This is a genomic window from Brucella pseudogrignonensis (assembly GCF_002252525.1).
Lineage (GTDB): Bacteria > Pseudomonadota > Alphaproteobacteria > Rhizobiales > Rhizobiaceae > Brucella > Brucella pseudogrignonensis.
The window spans coordinates 24,827-45,646 of sequence record NZ_NNRM01000008.1 but is presented as its reverse complement, the minus strand read 5'-3'; the positions used below and the strand labels follow the sequence as shown (position 1 = coordinate 45,646).

Sequence of the window (20,820 nt, the reverse complement as noted above, 5' to 3'; positions counted from 1 at the left end):
GCGTATTCTGGATGATATTGAAACGCGCATTATTTCTGGCGAGTGGCAGCCCGGTCATCGCATCCCGTTTGAGCACGAGCTTACCGAGTATTATAATTGCTCGCGCATGACCGTGAATAAGGCGCTAACGCAGCTGGCAAAAGCCGGTCTGATTGAGCGAAAGCGCCGTTCGGGCAGCTTTGTTTCTTTCCCGCAGTCACAAGCCGCGATTCTCGAAATCCATGATATTCGCGATGAGGTCGCAGCGCTTGGGCAGCCTTATCGTTTTGAGCTGCTGAAACGAAACGAGCGGTTGAGCGGCCCCGCCGATGCGCGTCATATCGACATGCCGCGACACACGCCGCTGGTCGAACTAGTTTGCCGTCATTATGCAGGGAAGCGGGTCTTTGCGCTGGAAGAGCGCATTATCAGCCTTGATGCCGTGCCGAGCGCGGGAGAGACCGATTTTGCAGAGCAATCACCCGGCCCTTGGCTTGTTTCCTGCGTGCCTTGGAGCAATGCGCAGCATTCCATCCGTGCGGTTGTCTCAACCGAGGAAAACGCTGCGATGCTTGGCGTGCCTGCCGGTTCGCCTTGTCTTGTCGTTGAGCGCCAGACATGGAATGCCGATCAGCCGGTGACACATGTGCGCTTCACTTATCCGGGCGATAGTCATGCGCTGGTGGCAAAATTTACGCCGTCGCAGAGCTAAATTTAGCGATGTAATGTAACGTTATTACGCTTTTGGAGGCTTCGCACATAGTGGCCGCTAAAATGATAATGCGCAGAATCCCTTGGACCACTTTCCGCATAATGTGATTCATAGAGAAGTTCTGGTTATGCATAATGCCAAAACTTCTCTATCTGTTTGTTTTTACGCACTATCTTACGCAAAACCGCTTCGTACTTTTGCTGGAAATGCTTAAGAAAAAAGCCGCCGCAGGGGAAAGCGGCGGCCAAGTTGCGGCTCGATCTGGGTGGTGATCAGGCCGCGCGTTTAAGCGCATCTCCGATCATGGAAACGATTGTGTCGATCTGTTCTTTTTCCACGATGAGCGGTGGCGAAAGCGCGATCACATCGCCGGTGACGCGGATCAGAAGACCCTTCTTGAAGCAATCGACAAAGACATCGTAAGCGCGTGCGCCGATGGCGCCTTCGCGTGACGACAGTTCGATTGCGCCAACGAGGCCGAGGTTGCGGATGTCGATGACATTTGGCGCGCCCTTCAGCGAATGAAGCGCGTTCTGCCAATGCTCGGCCAGCTCTGCGCCGCGGGTCAGAAGACCTTCTTCGGCGTAGATTTCAAGCGTGGCAAGACCGGCAGCACAGGCAACCGGATGGCCGGAATAGGTGTAGCCGTGGAAGAGCTCGATGGCGTTTTCCGGGCCGGTCATCAGCGCATCATGCACTGTGCGGCTGGCAAAGACAGCACCCATCGGGATTGCGCCGTTGGTGAGGCCCTTGGCGGTGGTGACGAGATCAGGCTTTACGCCGAAATAATCGACAGCAAATGGTGTGCCGAGGCGTCCGAAGCCGGTGATGACTTCGTCATAGATCACCAGAATGCCGTGCTTGTCAGCGGTCGCGCGAATGCGTTCGAGATAGCCCTTTGGCGGAAGTACAACACCGGCAGAGCCGGACATTGGTTCGACGATGACAGCGGCAATCTTTTCTGCGCCATGCAGCTGAACCAGACGTTCCAGATCGTCGGCGAGTTCAATGCCGTGTTCAGGCAAGCCCTTGGAGAATGCATTGCGGCCAATATCGAGCGTATGACGCATATGATCTGCAGGAATCTGCGGGAAGACGCGGCGGTTGTTGACGAGGCCGCCGACAGAAATGCCGCCGAAGCCAACGCCGTGATAGCCTTTTTCACGACCGATAATGAGGGTACGGGTGCCCTGACCAATGGCACGCTGATAAGCGATGGCGATCTTCAGTGCGGTATCGACCGATTCCGAGCCGGAATTGGTGAAGAACACGCGATCAAGCTTGGCATCCGGGCCGCCGGGCGCAATGGCTGCAAGCTTTTCGGCGAAGTCGAAAGCAATGTTGTGGCCCATCTGGAAGGTCGGCGCGAAGTCCATGGTCGAGATCTGGCGCTCGACGGCCTGTGTGATCTGTTTGCGGCCATGACCGGCATTGCAGCACCAAAGGCCAGCCGTGCCATCCAGAACCTGATGGCCGTCGACATCGGTGTAATACATGCCCGAAGCGCTTGCGAGCAGGCGTGGGGCGGCCTTGAACTGGCGGTTCGCCGTGAACGGCATCCAGAAGTTATCAAGACTTGGCGCGTTGGTGTTATTAAGCATTAAAACCTCCTATTTGAGAGCCTGTTCCAAAAGTCGCCCTGAGCGGCTGCAAATGGCAATTTCCTGCGTTCCGGTGCTCATGTACCTTGAAGTACACTGCGCTTCGGTACTCGAAAATCACCATTTTCGCGCGCACATGCCGCTTTTTGAATGAGGCTCTAGGGAGCAGGAGGCCATGCATTATCGAAGGCAACAAGTCCTTTTCTTCAGAAATTTAAGCCATTGAAATTACGTGCTTTGAAACGGAAGTTTGTGATATATCGAACATCATAAACAATAAGGGGAACCGTCGATGAGCATCGATATCGGAGGCAGGCTTCGCTATGTGCGAATGCGGCAGAATCTGTCTCAGCGAGAGCTTGCAAAACGTGCTGGCGTGACAAATTCCACCATATCGCTGATCGAAGCCAATCAGTCCAATCCGTCGGTTGGTGCATTAAAGCGCATTCTGGATGGAATTCCTATCGGAATGGCCGAGTTTTTTGCGCTTGAGCCGGATGCGCCGCACAAGGTCTTCTATCAGGCGGATGAACTGGTGGAGATCGGCAAGGGGCCGATTTCTTATCGACAGGTGGGCGACCACCTCTTTGCCCGTTCGCTGCAAATCCTCAAAGAGCGCTACGAGCCGGGATCGGATACCGGCAAGGTTCTGCTCATGCATGAGGGCGAGGAGGGGGGCATCGTCATTTCGGGTCGCATCGAAGTGACGGTCGGTAGCGAGCGCCGAATCTTGGGGCCGGGCGATGCCTATTATTTCTCAAGCAAGCTGCCACATCGGTTCAAATGCGTGGGGCCAGTAGCCTGCGAAGTGGTGAGCGCCTGCACACCACCGAGTTTCTGATGTGTCAGCCAAAGCGCCTATAGTGGCACAACCCATGAGCGCTTGATCTGCTGCATCGGGATTTCGGATTTTATGTTCCGAACGCCCTTTATCTTGCCGATATATTCCATCTGGAATTTTCTAAAACCTTCCAGGTCAGGCGTAATGACGCGCAGCAGAAAATCGCAATCACCTGCCATCAAATGGCATTCGACAATCTGCGGCAGCTTTTCAATCGCCTTCACAAAGCTTGTTACAGTCTCTTCGTCCTGACCGGTCAACCATATGCGCACATAAACGGTGAAGCCCATTCCGAGCCTCGCAGCATCGACCAGTGCGACATAGCGTTCGATGAAGCCTGCATCTTCCAGCTGCTTCACCCGGCGAAGGCACGGGGATGGGGAGAGGCCAACACGTTCGGCAAGTTCGGTGTTGTTAATCTTGCCTTCCTGTTGCAGCACCCGAAGGATGGCACGATCAATTGCATCAATTGATGTTGGCATTATAATGCGCCTAATGACAAATTGTTGATATTTACAACCAATATTTTGTGTATAGAGAGTGTGAAAGCAACAATAATCTGCGCGAATTGACGTATTTTCCCGGTTCGGAATGAGCGCATTGTTGCTCTTCAAAAAGGAAATAGTCGATGCGTAGTATGGATTTTGTCGAGGGGCAAAGCGGCGTCTCCCGGCGATCTGAAGGCCTGCGTGGCCTGCGGGAAGCCATTCCCGTCTGTCTGAGTTTTGTTCCGTTCGCACTGCTCTTGGGCGCACAGGCCACACAAAAGGGTCTGAGCCCGGTTGAAGTGCCGATGATGACCGGCCTGAATTTTGGCGGAGGTTCGGAATTTGCTGCCATTGGACTTTGGACGTCGCCGCCGCATATCCTGCTGATTGTCGCGATCACATTTCTGGTAAACAGCCGACATTTCCTGATGGGTGCAGCGCTTGCGCCGCTCATCAAGCATTTGCCGAAGCGCAAGGCATTTCTGGCGCTATTCTTCATGTGCGACGAGAGCTGGGCGCTTGGTCTTGCCGATGCGCGCAAGTCGGGAAACCGCTTCAGCATTCGCTATTATTTTGGAGCCGCACTCGGCCTTTACGCAACCTGGATTGTCTTCACGACTATAGGTGCGCTGGTTGGTCCGGTTCTGGGTGATGTGAAACGCTTCGGTTTCGATATGGCGTTTCCAGCAGTCTTTATCGTTATCCTTGCCAGCATGTGGAAGGGACCGGTTGCCGCTCTGCCATGGCTGGTGAGCCTCATCGTTGCGGGCGTAACCTATCTGAGCGTTCCTGGCGCCTGGTATGTGCCAGCTGGTGTTGTGGCGGGTCTTATCGTGGCCTGGAAGCAGGCGAAGCCAGAATGATGATCGACCCTATTCACGCTCTGACCATATTGCTGATGGCGACGGTCACTTACATGACCCGCATCGGCGGTTATATTTTCCTGCGCAATCGCACTCTGAGTCCGCGGGCGCAAATGCTGCTGGAAAGCGCGCCCGGCTGCGTGCTGATTAGCGTTATCGCGCCGGAGTTTTTTACCGGCAACCCAGCGGATATGATTGCACTTGCGCTGACAATTGCTGCCGCAACGCGGTTTCCGATGCTTGTAACGGTCGTGGTGGCAATCGCATCAGCCGGGCTTCTGCGCCATCTCATTGGCTAGGGCGATCTTTGTGCGCCAAGAGAAAATGCCTATGCGGGGAAATCAGTCCACTGGACTGATTTCTGGTTTCGCTTCCTCGCCACCGTGGTTTATGCGTAGCGGGCGATACTAAGATCGTCGGCACGGATATCCGGCTTATTGCCGGAGATGAGGTCGGCGAGCAGCTTGCCCGAGCCCGGACCCATGGTCCATCCAAGAGTACCGTGGCCTGCATTGATAAACACGTTGTCATAGCGTGTTGCACCGATGATCGGGGTTGAATCCGGCGTCATTGGACGCAGGCCCGACCAGAAGGTCGCAGCCTTAAGATCACCGCCCGGGAACAGATCGCTCACCGAGAGATCAAGCGTTGCGCGACGGGCAGCTGGCAGGTCTTTGGTGAAGCCGGAGACTTCGGCCATGCCGCCCACACGGATGCGATCACCAAGGCGGGTAATGGCAATCTTGTAGCTTTCATCAAGCACGGTCGAGACAGGTGCCAGCTCTTCATTGATGATCGGCGCTGTGATTGAATAGCCTTTGACCGGATAGATCGGAGCATTCAGGCCAAGCGACTTGACCAGAGCGGGCGTGTAGCTGCCCAGTGCCACAACATAGCGATCAGCCGTCAGAACGCCTTCCGAGGTTTCAACGCCCGACACCTTGCCGCCAGAGATCAGCAGCGATTTGATGTCGACGCCAAAGCGGAATTTGACGCCGAGACCTTCGGCGATTTTGGCCAGTTCATTGGTGAATTTAAAGCAGTCGCCGGTCTCATCATGCGGCAGGCGCAGGCCACCGACGAACTTATCGCGGGCGCGGGCCAGAGCAGGCTCAACCCGCACGCAATCTTCGCGGTCGAGCACTTCAAACGGCACGCCGTCCTGACGCAGAACTTCGATATCCTTGCCGATGCCGTCGAGCTGATACTGCTCGCGGAACAGCTGCAAGGTGCCCTGTGTGCGCTGGTCATATTGAATCCCGGTTTCCTCGCGCAGAGCGACAAGGCAATCGCGGCTATATTCGGCCACACGAACCATGCGGGTTTTATTGACCTTGTAGCGGCTCTCGGTGCAGTTTGCGAGCATTTGCAACAGCCAAGCGTACTGCTTCGGATCTGTGGTCAGGCGCAGAACCAGCGGCGCATGTTTCTGAAACAGCCATTTGGCAGCTTTCAATGGAATGCCGGGTGCTGCCCATGGCGATGCATAACCCGGCGAAACCTGGCCGGCATTGGCGAAGCTGGTTTCCAGTGCAGGGCCTTCCTCGCGGTCAACGACAGTGACTTCATGGCCAAGCTTGGCCAGATAGTACGCGCTGGTGACGCCGATGACGCCGCTGCCGAGAATGGTGATCTGCATGTTCGCCTCTTAATTATTATGCTTTTGTTTCAGATGCTGCGCCATCCACGTAAACACGGGCATAGCGGTGGCCTAACGAAGTCAGGATTTCATAAGGAATGGTGTCGCAATCGCGCGCTACATCTTCGAGCCGCTGATGCGGGCCGACGAGTTCAACCAGACTGCCGAGCTTGATTGCGCCTTCCGGCAGGGCAGTTACGTCAAGCGTGATCGAATCCATCGAAACACGACCGACAATCGGCAGGCGCGTATCACCATAAAAGGCGGATCCCTTGTTGCTCAAAGCGCGGAACCAGCCATCGGCATAACCGACTGCAATGGTTGCAATCCGCATGGGCTTGCTTGCTACGAATGTGCCGCCATAACCGACTGCCGCACCCTTATCGATATCGCGCACCTGAATGACGCGCGCTGATAGCTCAAGGACTGGCTTCATAGGATTCTCGCCCGTTTCAGGGCCGACGCCATAAAGGGCCACGCCCGGGCGTGCGAGATTGAAGTGGTAGGTGCTTTCGAGAAAGCAGCCGCCGGAATTTGAAAATGCCACCGGCATTTTTGGCAAACGTGCGAGCGCTGCATTCATGGCCGCAAGCTGACGGGCATTGGCCGGGTTTTCCGGCTCATCGCCGCTCGCCAGATGGCTGATGACAAATTTGACGTCGATATGGTCCAGAAGATGCTGGTCATCGACCAGTTGGTCGAGTTCTTTGGCCGACAGGCCAAGGCGCGACATGCCGGTATCGATCTGTAGCAGCGCAGGCAGTTTTTCGTTCAGGCTTGCGGCAAGTGCCGACCAGTTTTCAATCTGCTCCAGCGAGTTGAGAACAGGCAGGATTTTCTCGCGTGCGCAGGCAGCTTCCGTACCGGGCTGAAGGCCGTTCAGTACGTAAAGCGTCGCATCTGGATTGAGAAAAGGACGGAGCGTAATTGCTTCGCCAAGATGGGCGACGAAGAAATCGCGGCAACCTGCTTCATAAAAAGCCGGCGCGACGCGGTTTGCACCAAGACCGTAAGAATCAGCTTTCACAACAGCGGCTGTGCGGGTTGGCGCAATGCGCTTTGCGATGGTCGAATAATTGTGGCGCAGGGCTTTAAGGTCGATGGTTAGAACGCCGCCTGCGGCGAGGTCTCGTTCAGTTTGAGAAAAATGCATCGACATATCGGTCATTTCCAGTGCACTCGGTTTGTTGGTGGGATGCCTGGAATCTAATCCGCTTCCTCCCAAAAGCACATTGCTTCGATGTCGGGTTTCGGCGACTGGCGGATCGCTATTCCTTGCCCCCAAAGCAATAGCGATAATGATAGTCGAAGACTATTCGAATGTTTTTGCATTTTGTCGTAGATTATGCGAATTTTAGCATGATTTACGCACTTATTAGCTCATCATTCGAAGAATATTCATGGCGACACTGGATAGCATAGACCGCAATATCATCCGTTCGCTGCGACGCGATGGCCGGATGACGAACAGCCAGCTTGCCGCCGAAGTGGGGCTTTCACAGTCGGCCTGTCTGCGGCGTGTACAGATTCTCGAAGAAAGTGGCGTCATTCGCGGATATACCGCGATTGTTGGATCTTCCGGCGGGGATGAGCGGCTGGTGGCGATTGTTCGCATCACGCTGGACCGGCAGACGGAAGAATATCTCAACCGCTTTGAAGAGGCGGTGCGTCGCCATCCAGAAGTGCAGGAATGTTATCTGATGACCGGCGATGCCGATTATATTCTGCGGGTTGAGGCGGAGAATGCCGCTTCCTATGAAATCATTCACAAGGAAATTCTATCGCGGCTGCCGGGTGTTGCGCGCATTCATTCGAGCTTTGCAATCCGCACAGTGCTGCTCTCGAAAGTGCCGGCGTCACGGGCATAGAAAAAGCCCGGCATTTGGCCGGGCTTTTGATTTCTTAGGACGGCTGCTGCTTAGCGGAATTCGTAGCGAAGACCGGCGCGGACCGTATGGATGTTGAAGCCATTGTCCTTGGCCTGTGCGCCTGTTGCGCCCGGACCTTCGGAGTTGCCGTAGGGGTTTGTGCTGCTGTCTGCGGCATCATAACCATAGGCTTTGCCACCGTTGATGCGCAGATAGCGATAGCCAAGGTCAAACTTCAGCTGCTCGGTAAGGTCGTAGCTCACACCAGCCATCAGGCCCATGGCAAAACGCCAGCTGTCGAGGCCGCCTTTGTCTGACTGGTAATCGCAATTGCGGGTTGTGAAGTCAGAGCATACCTGACGTGTATCCCAATTGCCGTATTTCACATAGGCAGCACCCAGACCGGCGCCAAGATAAGGCGTGACCGCTCCAACCTTTGGCAGATCGACATAGGCATTGGCCATTGCTGTCCAGATATTTGCCGTCGATGCGTCTTCATAATGGCAATTATCTTCTACCGGGTTGAGGCCGTGGGCGCTCTTTACGTAGCTGGTGCAGTTTGTACGGCCGTTAATATTGGCGCGGAAGAAATCCAGCGTTGCATCTGTGCGGAACATTTCGTTGAAACGATAACCGACGCCGACGCCGTAGGCTGCGCCGCCTTTCAGCTTGAAGCTATCGTATTTCAACGTGTCGTCGATGCCGCGATAGGGTGGATTTTCCTGGTTCCAGAAATCCCATTCACCATCGGTTTTGTTTTTGAAGTTGTAACCGATGTCGCCACGGATGTACCACCCGGACGCCAAAGGAGCAGGTGCCACAACAACTGGCGCTGGCTCCTCTAGAATAATGTCAGCTGCGCGCGCTCCGTTTGCACCGATCAACATGCTGCATGTCATGAGCGCTATAGCGGAAACATATTTCATCTACCCAACTCCAACCGAAATAATTGCGGTTCCCGAACCGTTGGAAAAAGATGGTAAATGAATATGCTTAAGCTATCGTTACTTCTTATTAGCGAGCACTAAACTTGCGGTAGTATTTATCTTGAGAAGTGTCGTCTAACCGGGAAAGAAAAACCCGGCCTGAGCCGGGTTCTGCAATCTTTACTTGAAATCGACTGACTGTATGACGGACTGGTCGATATCGTTAATGTTACGCTTGCCGCAGAGAGCCATCGTGATGTCGAGTTCTTTGCGGATGATCTCAAGTGCGAGTGTAACGCCTTCCTTACCCATGGCGCCAAGTCCGTATAGGAACGGACGGCCAATGAACACGCCCTGCGCACCCAGTGCGCGGGCTTTCAGAACATCCTGGCCTGAGCGAACACCGCCGTCCATATGCACTTCGATCTGATCGCCGACAGCGTCGACAATTGGCTTGAGCATGGAGATGGACGAGACAGCACCGTCAAGCTGGCGACCGCCGTGGTTGGAAACGATAATCGCATCGGCACCGGATTTTGCGGCCATCTTCGCGTCTTCAACGTCGAGGATGCCCTTGAGGATCAGCTTGCCGCCCCATTGTTCCTTGATCCATGCAACATCGTTCCAGTTCAACTGCGGATCGAACTGCTCTGCCGTCCAGGAGGAAAGCGACGACAGGTCGGTAACATTTTTCGCGTGACCGGCAATGTTGCGGAAGGTGCGGCGCTGTGTGCCCATCATGCCCATGCACCAGCCCGGACGGGTTGCCATCTGCCAGATGTGCTTTGGCGTGAACTTTGGCGGGGCGGAAAGGCCGTTGCGCAGATCCTTGTGGCGCTGACCGAGAATCTGCAGATCAAGCGTCAGCACCAGAGCCGAACAACCGGCAGCTTTCGCACGGGTGATCAGGTTTTTGACGAATTCGCGGTCTTTCATCACGTAGAGCTGAAACCAGAATGGCTTCTTGGTGACGGATGCCACGTCTTCGATGGAGCAGATGCTCATAGTCGAGAGGGTAAAAGGAACGCCAAAAGCCTCTGCTGCCTGTGCCGCAAGCATTTCACCATCTGCGTGTTGCATACCGGTTAGGCCGGTCGGGGCGAGGGCCACAGGCATTGCGACCTTCTCGCCAACCATCGTTGTTTCAAGCGAACGATTGGTCATATCGACCAGAACGCGCTGGCGCAGCTTGATCTTGGCGAAATCGGTTTCATTGGCGCGATAGGTTGATTCCGTCCAGGCACCCGAATCTGCATAATCGAAGAACATTTTCGGGACGCGGCGCTTGGCCAGTCGCTTCAGATCGGCGATCTCGACGATGTTAGGCATTCTCCCACCCCTTGTGGTCAGTTTTCTTTACCAATCGCATGACGGATTGCGCGGCTGAAATCAAGAGTGAACCCGCATGGAATAACAATTGGCTCGCGCTAATTTGATGGTTTGCGAAGTGCAACTATACTATCGGCTTATTTCTGCAGCTGATATGGCGATTGTCAGAAATTGCCGCAAAGATATTTTACGACAGGGGTGCGTCGCATTTGGCACCCTAATTATTTGTATTCACGCGCATCCTCTCCGAAAATCGTTTCGCACTTTTCGGGATGCGCTCTAGAATACTGCATCGTAGTACGGCATTCATTGAGTGCAGCGCGTTATGCAGTCGAGGATAGCAAGATGAGCAAGGCTTCGGAAACCCGATTTATTGGCAAACGATCAAGTGCCGCTGGCGGATGGGGCGCTTTGAAAAGTTGTGGCAAGCAGTTGCTGGCCAGCGGTGCGCCATTGACTGGCGCGCGTGCTCTTCTGAAAGCCAATCAGCCCGATGGTTTCGACTGCCCCGGCTGTGCCTGGGGTGATCCGGAACATGGTTCGTCTTTCGAGTTTTGCGAAAATGGCGTGAAGGCTGTTGCCTGGGAGGCAACCGAACGACGCACGACGCCAAAGTTTTTCACCGAACATACAGTTTCCGAGCTGCAATCCTGGACGGATTATGCGCTGGAGAACACTGGTCGTCTTACACATCCGATGCGTTACAATGCGGCAACCGATAAATATGAAGCGGTCGAATGGGACGAAGCCTTTGCGGCCATCGGCGGCATTTTGCAGGGTTTCGATACGCCGGATCGTGTCGAATTCTATACATCGGGTCGCGCCTCCAATGAGGCGGCATTTCTGTATCAGCTTTTTGTGCGCGCCTATGGCACCAACAATTTCCCTGACTGTTCCAATATGTGCCACGAGGCCAGTGGTGTTGCTCTGAAGCAATCGGTTGGCGTCGGCAAAGGCACGGTTCTGCTTGAGGATTTCGAGCAGGCTGATGCGATTTTCGTGGTCGGTCAAAATCCCGGCACCAATCATCCGCGCATGTTGGGTGATCTACGCCGCGCAGCCGAACGCGGTGCGCAGATCGTTGTTTTCAATCCCGTTCGTGAGCGCGGGCTGGAGCGGTTTGCCGATCCGCAGAACAAACTTGAAATGATGCATGGCGGCAGCGAAGCCATCGCCAGCGATTATTACCAGCCGCGTCTGGGTGGCGATTTGGCCGCCTTCCGCGGAATGGCCAAGGCAGTATTTGCGGCCGATGATGCAGCGCTTGCGGCTGGAGAGCCGTCGGTTCTGGATCGCGAATTTCTGGCAGCGCATACGGCAGAATTTGAAGCTTATCGTGCGGCTGTCGACGCAACTTCATGGGAAGCGATTGAAGATCAATCCGGTCTTCTGCGTCAATCGCTTGAACATGCCGCTCGCATTTACATGAAGGCTGGTAGGGTTATCTGCACATGGGCGATGGGCATTACCCAACATCGTCATTCTGTAATCATGATCCGCGAAATCACCAATTTCATGTTGCTGCGTGGCAATATAGGCAAGCCGGGCGCCGGACTTTGTCCGGTGCGTGGACATTCCAATGTGCAGGGTGATCGCACGGTTGGCATCAATGAGCGTCCGTCGCCTGCATTCCTTGATGCCCTGGAAAAGGAATTTGGTTTCAAAGCGCCGCGTGAACCCGGCCATAATGTGCTTGGCGCGATTGGTGCCATGCTTGATGGCTCGGCAAAGGCTTTTATCGGCCTGGGCGGTAATTTTGCGCGTGCAACACCTGACAGTCCGATGATTATCAAAGCACTGTCCGGCCAAAGACTGACTGTGCATATCGCAACCAAACTTAACCATTCGCATCTTTTGCCGGGGCAGGATTCCTTTATCCTTCCATGCCTTGGCCGCACTGAGATTGATCTTAACTCCAAGGGCGTGGCGCAGATTGTCACCGTGGAGGATTCGATGAGCATGGTGCATGGATCGGGCGGTATCAATCACCCAGCTTCGCCGCTGCTTCGTTCGGAAGTTGCGATCATTGCCGGCATGGCAAATGCGACATTGGGCCCAAAGCCGGTTGACTGGCTGGCACTGGCCGATGATTACGATCTGATCCGTGATCACATCTCACGGGTATTGCCGGACTTCTACGACTTCAACGCGCGCGTTCGTGTGCCGCGTGGTTTTCATTTGCGCAACACGGCGCGAGAACTGGAATGGGCAACACCGGCTGGCAAGGCTACGTTCTGGAGCGGTGCGCTGCCTGAAGCTGTCGAGCATCAGCAGGCACGCGGCAAGCCGGGGCGTTATGTGCTCCAGACATTCCGCAGCCATGACCAGTACAATACCACGATCTATGGCATGGATGATCGTTATCGCGGTGTCTATGGCGAACGGCAGGTGGTGTTCATGAACCCCGCCGATATGTCGGATATTGGTGTTGAAGCCGGAGATCGGGCCGATATCGTCGGTGATTTCGAGGACGGTGTTGAGCGCGTGGCTCGTGATTTCCGCTTTGTCCCTTACGATATTCCGCGTGGATGCATTGCGGGCTACTACCCGGAAATGAATGTGCTTGTGCCTTTGGCAAGCGCGGGTGACGAAAGCTATACGCCAACATCGAAGTCGGTCATTGTTTCGTTCCGTCCGGTTCAGGCGGTTAACGCAGCTAACGCCTGATGGAAGAAGCTGAATATATGGCATTGGTCGATGCGCTGGAGGCTGCATCGGGCAAAGTCTCACGGCTCGGCGCGGGAATTATTGCTGCGGCTGCACTGGATATTGCCAAGGATAGCCGCAGTTTTTCTCTCATACTTGGTGTTGCTCACGCTCTTGTGCTGAGGGAGGTTATTGTACTTGAAACCAATGGTGGCTATATCACGGTCCGGCAACGCGATGCTCGGACACAGCGCACTTATTATCAGTTAAACGCTGCAGGCGAGCGGCTTGTCGAAGAAGTCATTTTATAATTATTTTGTTTTATTGTTTTTGATTTAAACGCTTTCGCGAAGCTATTTGAGAGACGCATTTCTATATGCGAATATGATGATTAATAATGTTATTAAAGCATGCTTTTCTCAGCATTCTTTTGGCTGCATGTTGTTGTCAAAGAAACCAGTGAGAATCGTATCAATGGCCACAAAATTTTCCCCTCTCGCACAAGCGGGATATGGTGCGCTGAAAGCGATTGCGAGTGTTCTCGTCGTTACGACGATGCTTATGGCTTCAAGCAATTATGCGCATTCCGAAATGAGCGGCGTCGTTCCGGTGGCCGTGACGGAGAGCAAGCTGGTCGACTATCAGCCCAAGCTGACGCTCTCCGGTGCAATTGCGGCACGCTCACTGGTCAATGTTTCTTTCCGCGTCAACGGACAGGTTGTGGAGCGCAAGGTCGAAATCGGCCAGCATGTCGAGAAAGGCGAGCTTCTCGCACGGATCGACAATGCCGAACAGCAGTCCAACATGCGCGTTGCACAGGCATCCAAGGATGCAGCACAGGCGCAGCTTGTGCAGGCGGAAGCAAGTTTCAAACGCCAGCAGGCGCTCTTGGCACAAGGCTTCACCACGCGGTCGCAATATGATCAGTCTGAGCAGGTGTTTCGCACCGCTCAAAGCACATTGATGAATGCGGAAAGTCAGCTCAGTAATGCGCGTGACGAGCTTTCCTATACCGAGCTTCATGCGCCGGTTTCAGGTGTGCTGACGGCTCGCAATATCGAAACCGGCCAGGTGGTTCAGGCTGCGCAAACTGCGTTCTCGATTGCCGAAGACGGTCCGCGTGATGCGATCTTCGATGTTCAGGAAACGCTGGTCAATTATGCCAAGATCGGCATGGACGTAACTCTGGCCTTGCTGTCTGACGATAGCGTTCAGGCAGAAGGGAAAATCCGCGAAATCTCACCGGTGGTCGATGCACAGACGGGCACCGTGCGGGTGAAAGTTGGCATTGCTGATACGCCTGAGCAAATGGCCCTTGGGGCAACAGTGACAGGCACGGTTCTTATGGAAAACCAGCAGGTCGTGATCCTGCCATGGAGCGCCATGACGTCCGACTCAGGCCGAACGGCTGTTTGGCGCGTAGCAAAGGACACGCAGGTTGCAACGCTCGTTCCGGTCAAGGTGCTGGCCTATGAAAAGGAACGGGTGATTGTTGCGTCTGGTTTGAATGTTGGCGAGCTGATCGTGACCAAAGGCGCGCAGATGCTGCGATCCGGTGCTCAAACCGAGATTATAAAGGGTCTCGAAAAGGCGGACGCACAATGAAATCGACGATGAAATTTTTAAGCTGCGTTGCCATTGTTGGTTCGCTTGTAACGCTTGCGGCCTGTGGCAAAGATGACGACAAATCATCGCAAGCAGAGACAGTCCGCCCTGTTCTTTACACGATCGCAACGCCGAAGCCTGCAATTCAGACCAGCTTTGCTGGTACGATCGAGCCGCGTTATTCGACTGATCTGGCCTTCCGTGTTCTGGGCCGCATTATCGCGCGTCCGGTTATTGTTGGCGATCTCGTCAAAAAAGATGAGATGGTTGCGATGCTCGATCCCTCCACACTCGATCTCTCAGTTCAGTCTGCCAAGGCTGATCTCGCAAGTGCGGAAGCGCAATATGCCAATGCCGCTGCCAGCGAAGAGCGTCTGCACATTTTGCTCAAGGGCAACAACATCTCTCAGGCTGATTACGATGCTGCCAAACAGTCGCGTGACAGCGCACAGGCGGGGCTTGAAAAAGCACAGGCTGGATTGCGCAAAGCGGAAGATCAGCGCGGCTATGCCGTGTTAAGTCCTGATTTCGATGGCGTCATCTCTGCAACCAATGCCGAAGTGGGGCAGGTGGTTGCTGCCGGGCAAGCGGTGATGACAGTTGCGAGACCGGACATTCGTGAAGCGGTTCTCGATATTCCCGACAGCATGACTGAATACTTCGTGGCTGGAACGCCGTTTAACGTCCAGCTGCAGGCTGATCCGACCGTACCCGGACAGGGTACGGTGCGGGAAGTCGCCCCGCAGGCGGACGCGCAGACGCGCACGCGCCGGGTCCGCATTGCACTTGAAAACCCGCCGGAGGGTTTCCGGTTAGGAGCGACGATAAGGGCAGGGCTTGCAAGAGCGGAAAAAGATCATGTGCTTTTGCCGATTCAGGCCTTGCTTGAAAAAGACGGAAAGACCGAAATCTGGGTGATTGACCCAAAGACGCAGACTGTAAGCCTTCATGACATTCAGGTTGTTGAGCGTCGCAGCGACAGTTTTGTTGCCAATAATGTCGAGGTCGGCAGCTATGTGGCAACGGCTGGCGTGAACGAGCTCAAGGAAGGGCAAAAAGTCCGTTTGGATGCGAAAGGAAACAGCCTGTGAAAAAGGGTTTCAATCTTTCTGACTGGGCTTTGAACCACCGGTCGCTTGTCTGGTATTTTATGCTCGTGTTTCTGGTCGCGGGGCTTATCTCCTATCTCGACCTTGGCCGCGCGGAGGACCCCGAATTCACGGTGAAAACCATGGTGGTGCAGGCCAATTGGCCCGGCGCATCCATCGACGAAACCATGAACCAGGTCACAGACCGCATCGAGAAGAAGCTCGAAGAGCTTGATACGCTCGACTATACGCGCAGTGTGACGACGGCGGGTAAATCCGTTGTCTTCGTTTTTTTGAAAGATACCGTGCGCAAGGAACAGGTGACAAAAGCCTGGTCCGAAGTGCGTCACATGCTTGACGACATCAAGCCTAATCTGCCGGAAGGCGTTTACGGCCCATATTACAACGACAAGTTCGGCGATGTGTTCGGCAATATCTTTGCGTTTACAGCCGATGGCTTATCGATGCGCCAATTGCGCGATTACGCCGAAGATGTTCGCACCAAAATTCTGACTATTCCCAATGCCGGTAAGGTTGAGCTGATCGGCGCGCAGGATGAGGCGATCTATCTCGAATTCTCGACGCGGCAGGTGGCAGCCCTTGGCCTCGACCAGCAGGCAATTCTCAAGGCGCTTCAGGATCAGAATGCGATTACGCCTTCGGGTGTTGTGCAGGCCGGGCCTGAGCGGATCAGCGTTCGTGTGAGTGGGCAGTTCAATTCGGAAGCCGATCTCAGAGCCGTCAATCTGCGCGTGAATGACCGTTTCTTCCGTCTTTCCGATGTGGCGACGATCACGCGCGGCTATGTTGATCCACCGACATCGATTTTCCGTGTGAACGGCCATGACGCGATTGGCCTTGGCATTGGCATGAAACCAAACGGCAATCTGCTCGAATTTGGTGAAAAGCTTGATGCCCTGATGGAGCAGGCAAAGGCTGAGTTGCCGGTTGGCGTGAATGTCTTCAAGGTTGCCGATCAGCCGGAGGTCGTGCAGGACGCGGTGTCAGGGTTCACACAGGCGCTGTTTGAAGCGGTTGTCATCGTTCTCGCCGTGAGCTTCATCAGCCTTGGCTTGCGCGCCGGTTTTGTTGTGTCGCTGTCGATCCCGCTGGTGCTGGCTATCACCTTCCTTGCCATGTCGCTGATGGATATTTCGCTGCAACGTGTGTCGCTCGGTGCATTGATTATCGCGCTGGGGTTGCTGGTTGATGATGCGATGATTGCGGTTGAAATGATGGTCGCGCGGCTGGAGCAGGGCGATCCGATCAACAAGGCCGCGACTTATGTTTATTCGCACACGGCGTTCCCGATGCTCACGGGAACGCTTGTAACCATCGCAGGTTTTATCCCGATTGGCCTCAATACCAGTCAGGCAGGCGAGTATACCTTCACGCTTTTCGTGGTGATTGCTGTTTCGCTGATCGTTTCATGGATTGTGGCTGTGTTGTTTGCGCCGCTTCTTGGTGTGACCTTCCTGCCCAAGAAAATGAAGCATCATGAGGAAAAGCGCAGCCGCTTTTTCGAAGCTTTCTCGAAGACGCTGCTTCTGGCGATGCGACACAAGTGGATCACCATCATCACGACGATCGCTTTGTTTGTGGTGTCCGTGTTCGGCATGGGCTTCATCGAACGACAGTTCTTCCCGCAATCCGACCGACCGGAACTGGTGATCGACTGGACCTTGCCCCAGAACAGCTCCATCGCCGATACCAAGGCGCAGATGGAACGCTTCGAGCAGACCATGCTCAAGGATAATCCGGATATCGACCACTGGAGCACCTATGTCGGGCAAAGTGCGATCCGCTTCATTCTCTCGTTTGATGTGCAGCCAGCCAATCCGTATTTCGGGCAGATGGTGGTTGTCGCCAAGGACGTGGAAGCGCGTGATCGCCTGAAGCAGAAGTTCGACGAAGCGTTGCGCAAGGATTATGTCGGCACCGATACCTATGTGAAGTTCCTCGAACTCGGACCGCCGGTCGGGCGCCCTGTGCAGTATCGTATTTCCGGTCCTGATATCCAGAAACTGCGCGGCGTTGCGCAGGACTTTGCCGGTATCATGAGTGCCGATAAACGCTTAGGCGTCGTCAGCTATAACTGGAACGAGCCGGGTCGTGTCATCCGCGTAGATGTCATGCAGGACAAGGCACGCAAGCTTGGCATTTCATCCAAGGATATTGCGACGACGCTCAATGGTGTTGTGGGCGGTATCAGCATCACACAGGTACGGGATTCCATCTATCTGATCGATGTGATTGTGCGGGCGCAGAAGCATGAGCGCGATTCCATCGACACGCTTCAGAGCCTTCAGATTGCAACTGGCAACGGCAGTTCCGTGCCGCTCGCAGCCATTGCCAATTTCCGCTACGAGCTGGAACAGCCGGTCGTTTATCGCCGTTCGCGCATTCCAACCATCACGGTTGCAGCTGGTATTGTTGATAAAACGATGCCGGACACGATTGTGAAGGAGCTTGAGCCTGCGGTGAAGGCATTCGTCGACAAGCTTCCAGCGGGTTATTCGGTTGCGACAGCCGGTACGGTTGAAGAAAGCGGCAAGAGCCAGGGACCGATTGCTGCCGTTGTGCCGCTCATGCTGTTCGTGATGGCAACCGTTCTGATGCTGCAATTGCAGAGCTTTCAGCGCCTGTTCCTTGTGGTTGCCGTGGCACCTTTGGGGCTGATCGGCGTGGTTGCTGCCCTGCTTCCGAGTGGCAAACCGCTCGGCTTCGTGGCAATCCTCGGTGTGCTGGCGCTGATCGGTATTCTTATCCGAAACTCGGTCATTCTGATCGTGCAGGTCGAAGAGCATATTACTGATGGAATGCATCCCTGGGATGCGGTTGTTCAGGCAAGTCAGCACCGTATGCGGCCCATTGCATTGACGGCAGCGGCTGCAAGTCTGGCGCTGATCCCGATTGCGCGTGAAGTGTTCTGGGGACCGATGGCCTATGCGATGATGGGCGGCATCATTGCCGGTACGGGCATCACTCTGCTGTTTCTGCCAGCACTTTATGTGGCCTGGTTCCGCATCAAGGAGCCTGACGCCAAAGAAGTTGAAACAGCGGTGGAGCCGCAACCGCAACATTGATATGAGTTAGACGACCCAACCGGAGAATGATTATGCAGACTGCCCCATCCCTGATGCTACAGGAAACCGAACAGTCACCATCTGTGGTGGCGAAACTTCTTGCAGCAGAAGTTGGGACATTTGCTGAGATCGGTCGGTTGTTTGAAAAGTTGCCCACCATGATTACGACAGCTGCGCGCGGCTCGTCCGATCATGCCGCGACTTTCTTCAAGTATCTGATGGAGATTGCCACGGGCATTCCGGTTGCCTCTATCGGACCATCGGTGGCCTCCGTTTATGGCGCGAAGCTGAAACTGGGGGGTGGTTTGCATTTCACTGTGTCGCAATCGGGTGCAAGCCCGGACATTATCGCGGTGCAGGATGCAGCAAAGCGGGGTGGTGCAACGACAGTTGCCGTTGTTAACGTGACCGATAGTCCGCTTGCGAAGGGTGCCGACATTGTGCTCGCCCTTCATGCAGGCGAAGAGAAAAGCGTTGCCGCCACCAAGTCCTTCATTGCATCAGTCGCAGCGCTTTCAGGTGTGGTGGCTGCCGCCAGCAACGATGTCCGGCTGAAAGACGGTTTGAGCCGCTTGCCTGAAGCGTTGGCTGCCACAAAGCCGGAAGGCCGCGAGGTGGTGGAAGACCTGTTGGTCGAGGCAAAGTCGCTGTTCACTGGCGGACGTGGTACGGCCTATGCCATTTCCCTTGAAGCGGCCCTCAAGGCCAAGGAAACCGCCAATATTCATGCGGAAGCATTCTCACTTGCCGAGCTGATGCATGGACCGATGCGGCTGGTGGAACCCGGCTTCCCAATTCTGTCGTTCATACCGCAGGATGAAGCGCTTGAAACAAGCATTCAGGCACTGAGCAGGCTTCAGTCGTTCGGCGCAAACCTTGTCTCGTTTGGTGATGCTTCGGTGCCGGGCCATCGGGTGCCGTCTGCCAGCACCGGTAATGGTCATCTCGACCCGCTGGTTGCGCTCATCAACTATTATCGGATCATCGAGACGGTGACGCGCCGCAAGGGCTACGATCCCGATAAGCCACGTCATTTGAACAAGGTAACGTCGACGGTCTAAAGAATACTCCCACAATTCCAATATTCACGCATTATCGACTTGATAGCGCAATCCGGTCAGTGCATTACGCATTCTGGCATGGCGATCATCACATCGTAGAGTAAAAATCACGATGCCATTGAGCCTGCGTAATGAAGGAAGTCCGATGCATAACTTTGTCCTGACCGTCACCTGTAAATCCACTCGCGGTATTGTTGCCGCCATCTCGGGTTATCTTGCAGGCAAAGGGTGCAATATCATCGACAGCGCCCAGTTCGACGATCTGGACACTGGTCGCTTCTTTATGCGTGTCAGCTTCATTTCCGAAGACGGTGTGGCGCTTGATGTTCTGCGCGAAGGCTTTCAGCCTATCGCAGCACCGTTTGAAATGGATTTTGATTTCCACGACAATGCCCATCGCACGAAGACGCTGCTTATGGTGTCGCGTTTTGGTCATTGCCTGAACGATCTTCTCTATCGCTGGAAAATCGGCGCCCTGCCAATCGATATCGTTGGTGTCGTGTCGAACCACTTCGATTATCAGAAGGTCGTCGTCAATCACGACATTCCGTTCCATCATGTGGCTGTCACCAAAGCCAACAAGCCGGAAGCCGAACAGCGTCTTCTGGATATTGTCGATAATACGGGCACTGAGCTGGTGGTTCTTGCACGTTATATGCAGGTTCTGTCCGATCAGCTTTGCCAGAAGATGTCGGGCAAGATCATCAACATCCACCACTCTTTCCTGCCGTCGTTTAAGGGTGCAAACCCTTACAAGCAGGCCTATGAGCGCGGTGTGAAGCTGATTGGCGCCACGGCGCATTATGTAACCGCCGATCTTGATGAAGGTCCGATCATCGAGCAGGATGTCGCCCGTATCACGCACGCGCAGAGTGCCGCCGATTACGTGTCGATTGGCCGTGATGTTGAAGCGCAGGTTCTGGCACGCGCCGTTCACGCGCATATTCATCACCGTTCATTCCTCAACGGCAATCGCACCGTCGTATTCCCGGCGTCACCCGGCTCCTTCGCCTCCGAACGCATGGGGTGATATTGCGGCTCTGGCGGCCTGCAAATTGCGTCTTTTTGTGCTTCCGGTGCTCACGTAC

19 protein-coding genes and 1 pseudogene are annotated in these 20,820 nt (G+C 54.7%); 14 read left to right on the top strand and 6 right to left on the bottom strand.

Annotated elements, in window-relative coordinates; all coding sequences use genetic code 11:
- Both hutC and CEV34_RS26930 read left to right on the top strand, forming a co-directional pair.
- The coding region (gene hutC, locus CEV34_RS03270; protein ID WP_094543204.1) for a histidine utilization repressor at positions 1-691 on the top strand (691 nt) is incomplete at its 5' end.
- 134 nt (positions 692-825) lie between these two features.
- The gene (locus CEV34_RS26930; protein WP_171380199.1) at positions 826-963 is read left to right on the top strand and encodes a hypothetical protein; all 138 of its coding nucleotides are present in this window, start codon (positions 826-828) and stop codon (positions 961-963) included.
- Here the strand turns inward: CEV34_RS26930 and aptA are convergent, their stop codons facing one another.
- Complete coding sequence (gene aptA / locus CEV34_RS03265) at positions 964-2,292, bottom strand: omega-aminotransferase AptA (protein WP_007876210.1); 1,329 nt, start codon at positions 2,290-2,292, stop codon at positions 964-966.
- 52 nt (positions 2,293-2,344) lie between these two features.
- On the opposite strand from aptA, the pseudogene CEV34_RS26655 reads away from it, so the two are divergent.
- Both CEV34_RS26655 and CEV34_RS03260 read left to right on the top strand, forming a co-directional pair.
- A pseudogene (locus CEV34_RS26655) lies at positions 2,345-2,471 on the top strand (flagellar basal body P-ring protein FlgI); the annotation flags it as partial.
- Between the two features lie 113 nt (positions 2,472-2,584).
- Positions 2,585-3,133, top strand: a complete 549-nt coding sequence (locus CEV34_RS03260) for a cupin domain-containing protein (protein ID WP_007876209.1) — start codon at positions 2,585-2,587, stop codon at positions 3,131-3,133.
- A 17-nt stretch (positions 3,134-3,150) separates the two neighbouring features.
- On the opposite strand, the gene CEV34_RS03255 is transcribed toward CEV34_RS03260, so the two are convergent.
- Positions 3,151-3,615 carry an Lrp/AsnC family transcriptional regulator gene (locus tag CEV34_RS03255; protein ID WP_007876207.1) on the bottom strand — a complete coding sequence of 155 codons (465 nt, stop codon included), beginning with the start codon at positions 3,613-3,615 and terminating at the stop codon, positions 3,151-3,153.
- Between the two features lie 155 nt (positions 3,616-3,770).
- Here CEV34_RS03255 and CEV34_RS03250 point away from each other — a divergent pair, with 155 nt between their 5' ends.
- Both CEV34_RS03250 and CEV34_RS03245 read left to right on the top strand, forming a co-directional pair.
- A complete protein-coding gene (locus tag CEV34_RS03250; RefSeq protein WP_007876205.1) occupies positions 3,771-4,484 on the top strand; it encodes an AzlC family ABC transporter permease in 714 nt (237 codons plus the stop codon).
- The gene (locus tag CEV34_RS03245) at positions 4,484-4,783 is read left to right on the top strand and encodes an AzlD family protein (protein ID WP_007876204.1); all 300 of its coding nucleotides are present in this window, start codon (positions 4,484-4,486) and stop codon (positions 4,781-4,783) included. The genes CEV34_RS03250 and CEV34_RS03245 overlap by 1 nt, the downstream gene beginning before the upstream one ends.
- An 89-nt stretch (positions 4,784-4,872) precedes the next feature.
- Here CEV34_RS03245 and CEV34_RS03240 read toward each other — a convergent pair whose 3' ends face one another.
- Together CEV34_RS03240 and alr are read right to left on the bottom strand one after the other, a co-directional pair.
- Positions 4,873-6,123, bottom strand: coding sequence for a D-amino acid dehydrogenase (locus CEV34_RS03240; RefSeq protein WP_007876203.1), 1,251 nt, complete (start codon positions 6,121-6,123; stop codon positions 4,873-4,875).
- Positions 6,124-6,139: 16 nt separating this feature from the next.
- Complete coding sequence (gene alr, locus CEV34_RS03235) at positions 6,140-7,291, bottom strand: alanine racemase (protein WP_039860053.1); 1,152 nt, start codon at positions 7,289-7,291, stop codon at positions 6,140-6,142.
- Between the two features lie 232 nt (positions 7,292-7,523).
- Between alr and CEV34_RS03230 the strand changes: the two genes are divergently transcribed.
- Positions 7,524-7,991: an Lrp/AsnC family transcriptional regulator gene (locus CEV34_RS03230; protein WP_007876200.1), complete on the top strand. Its 468-nt coding sequence runs from the start codon at positions 7,524-7,526 to the stop codon at positions 7,989-7,991.
- Positions 7,992-8,041: 50 nt separating this feature from the next.
- Here the strand turns inward: CEV34_RS03230 and CEV34_RS03225 are convergent, their stop codons facing one another.
- Together CEV34_RS03225 and CEV34_RS03220 are read right to left on the bottom strand one after the other, a co-directional pair.
- Positions 8,042-8,917, bottom strand: a complete 876-nt coding sequence (locus CEV34_RS03225) for an outer membrane protein (RefSeq protein WP_007876198.1) — start codon at positions 8,915-8,917, stop codon at positions 8,042-8,044.
- A gap of 180 nt (positions 8,918-9,097) precedes the next feature.
- Positions 9,098-10,246: an alpha-hydroxy acid oxidase gene (locus CEV34_RS03220; RefSeq protein ID WP_007876196.1), complete on the bottom strand. Its 1,149-nt coding sequence runs from the start codon at positions 10,244-10,246 to the stop codon at positions 9,098-9,100.
- Between the two features lie 345 nt (positions 10,247-10,591).
- Here CEV34_RS03220 and CEV34_RS03215 point away from each other — a divergent pair, with 345 nt between their 5' ends.
- The 7 genes from CEV34_RS03215 to purU all read left to right on the top strand — a co-directional run bounded on the left by CEV34_RS03215 (position 10,592) and on the right by purU (position 20,762).
- Positions 10,592-12,913, top strand: coding sequence for an FdhF/YdeP family oxidoreductase (locus tag CEV34_RS03215; RefSeq protein WP_007876194.1), 2,322 nt, complete (start codon positions 10,592-10,594; stop codon positions 12,911-12,913).
- Complete coding sequence (locus CEV34_RS03210) at positions 12,913-13,203, top strand: hypothetical protein (protein WP_007876192.1); 291 nt, start codon at positions 12,913-12,915, stop codon at positions 13,201-13,203. Before CEV34_RS03215 ends, CEV34_RS03210 begins: the two co-directional genes overlap by 1 nt.
- 244 nt (positions 13,204-13,447) lie before the next feature.
- Positions 13,448-14,497 (top strand): efflux RND transporter periplasmic adaptor subunit, encoded by a 1,050-nt coding sequence (locus CEV34_RS03205; protein WP_235819006.1) that lies wholly within the window; start codon positions 13,448-13,450, stop codon positions 14,495-14,497.
- Positions 14,494-15,588 carry an efflux RND transporter periplasmic adaptor subunit gene (locus CEV34_RS03200; RefSeq protein WP_007876188.1) on the top strand — a complete coding sequence of 365 codons (1,095 nt, stop codon included), beginning with the start codon at positions 14,494-14,496 and terminating at the stop codon, positions 15,586-15,588. The genes CEV34_RS03205 and CEV34_RS03200 overlap by 4 nt, the downstream gene beginning before the upstream one ends.
- On the top strand, positions 15,585-18,671 hold the full coding sequence (locus CEV34_RS03195) for an efflux RND transporter permease subunit (protein ID WP_007876187.1): 3,087 nt from the start codon (positions 15,585-15,587) through the stop codon (positions 18,669-18,671). The genes CEV34_RS03200 and CEV34_RS03195 overlap by 4 nt, the downstream gene beginning before the upstream one ends.
- Positions 18,672-18,703: 32 nt before the next feature.
- Entirely contained in the window at positions 18,704-19,732 is a 1,029-nt protein-coding gene (locus CEV34_RS03190; protein WP_007876185.1) for an SIS domain-containing protein, read from the top strand.
- Positions 19,733-19,877: 145 nt separating this feature from the next.
- Positions 19,878-20,762 (top strand): formyltetrahydrofolate deformylase, encoded by an 885-nt coding sequence (gene purU, locus CEV34_RS03185; RefSeq protein WP_007876183.1) that lies wholly within the window; start codon positions 19,878-19,880, stop codon positions 20,760-20,762.
- Positions 20,763-20,820 lie beyond the last annotated feature (58 nt).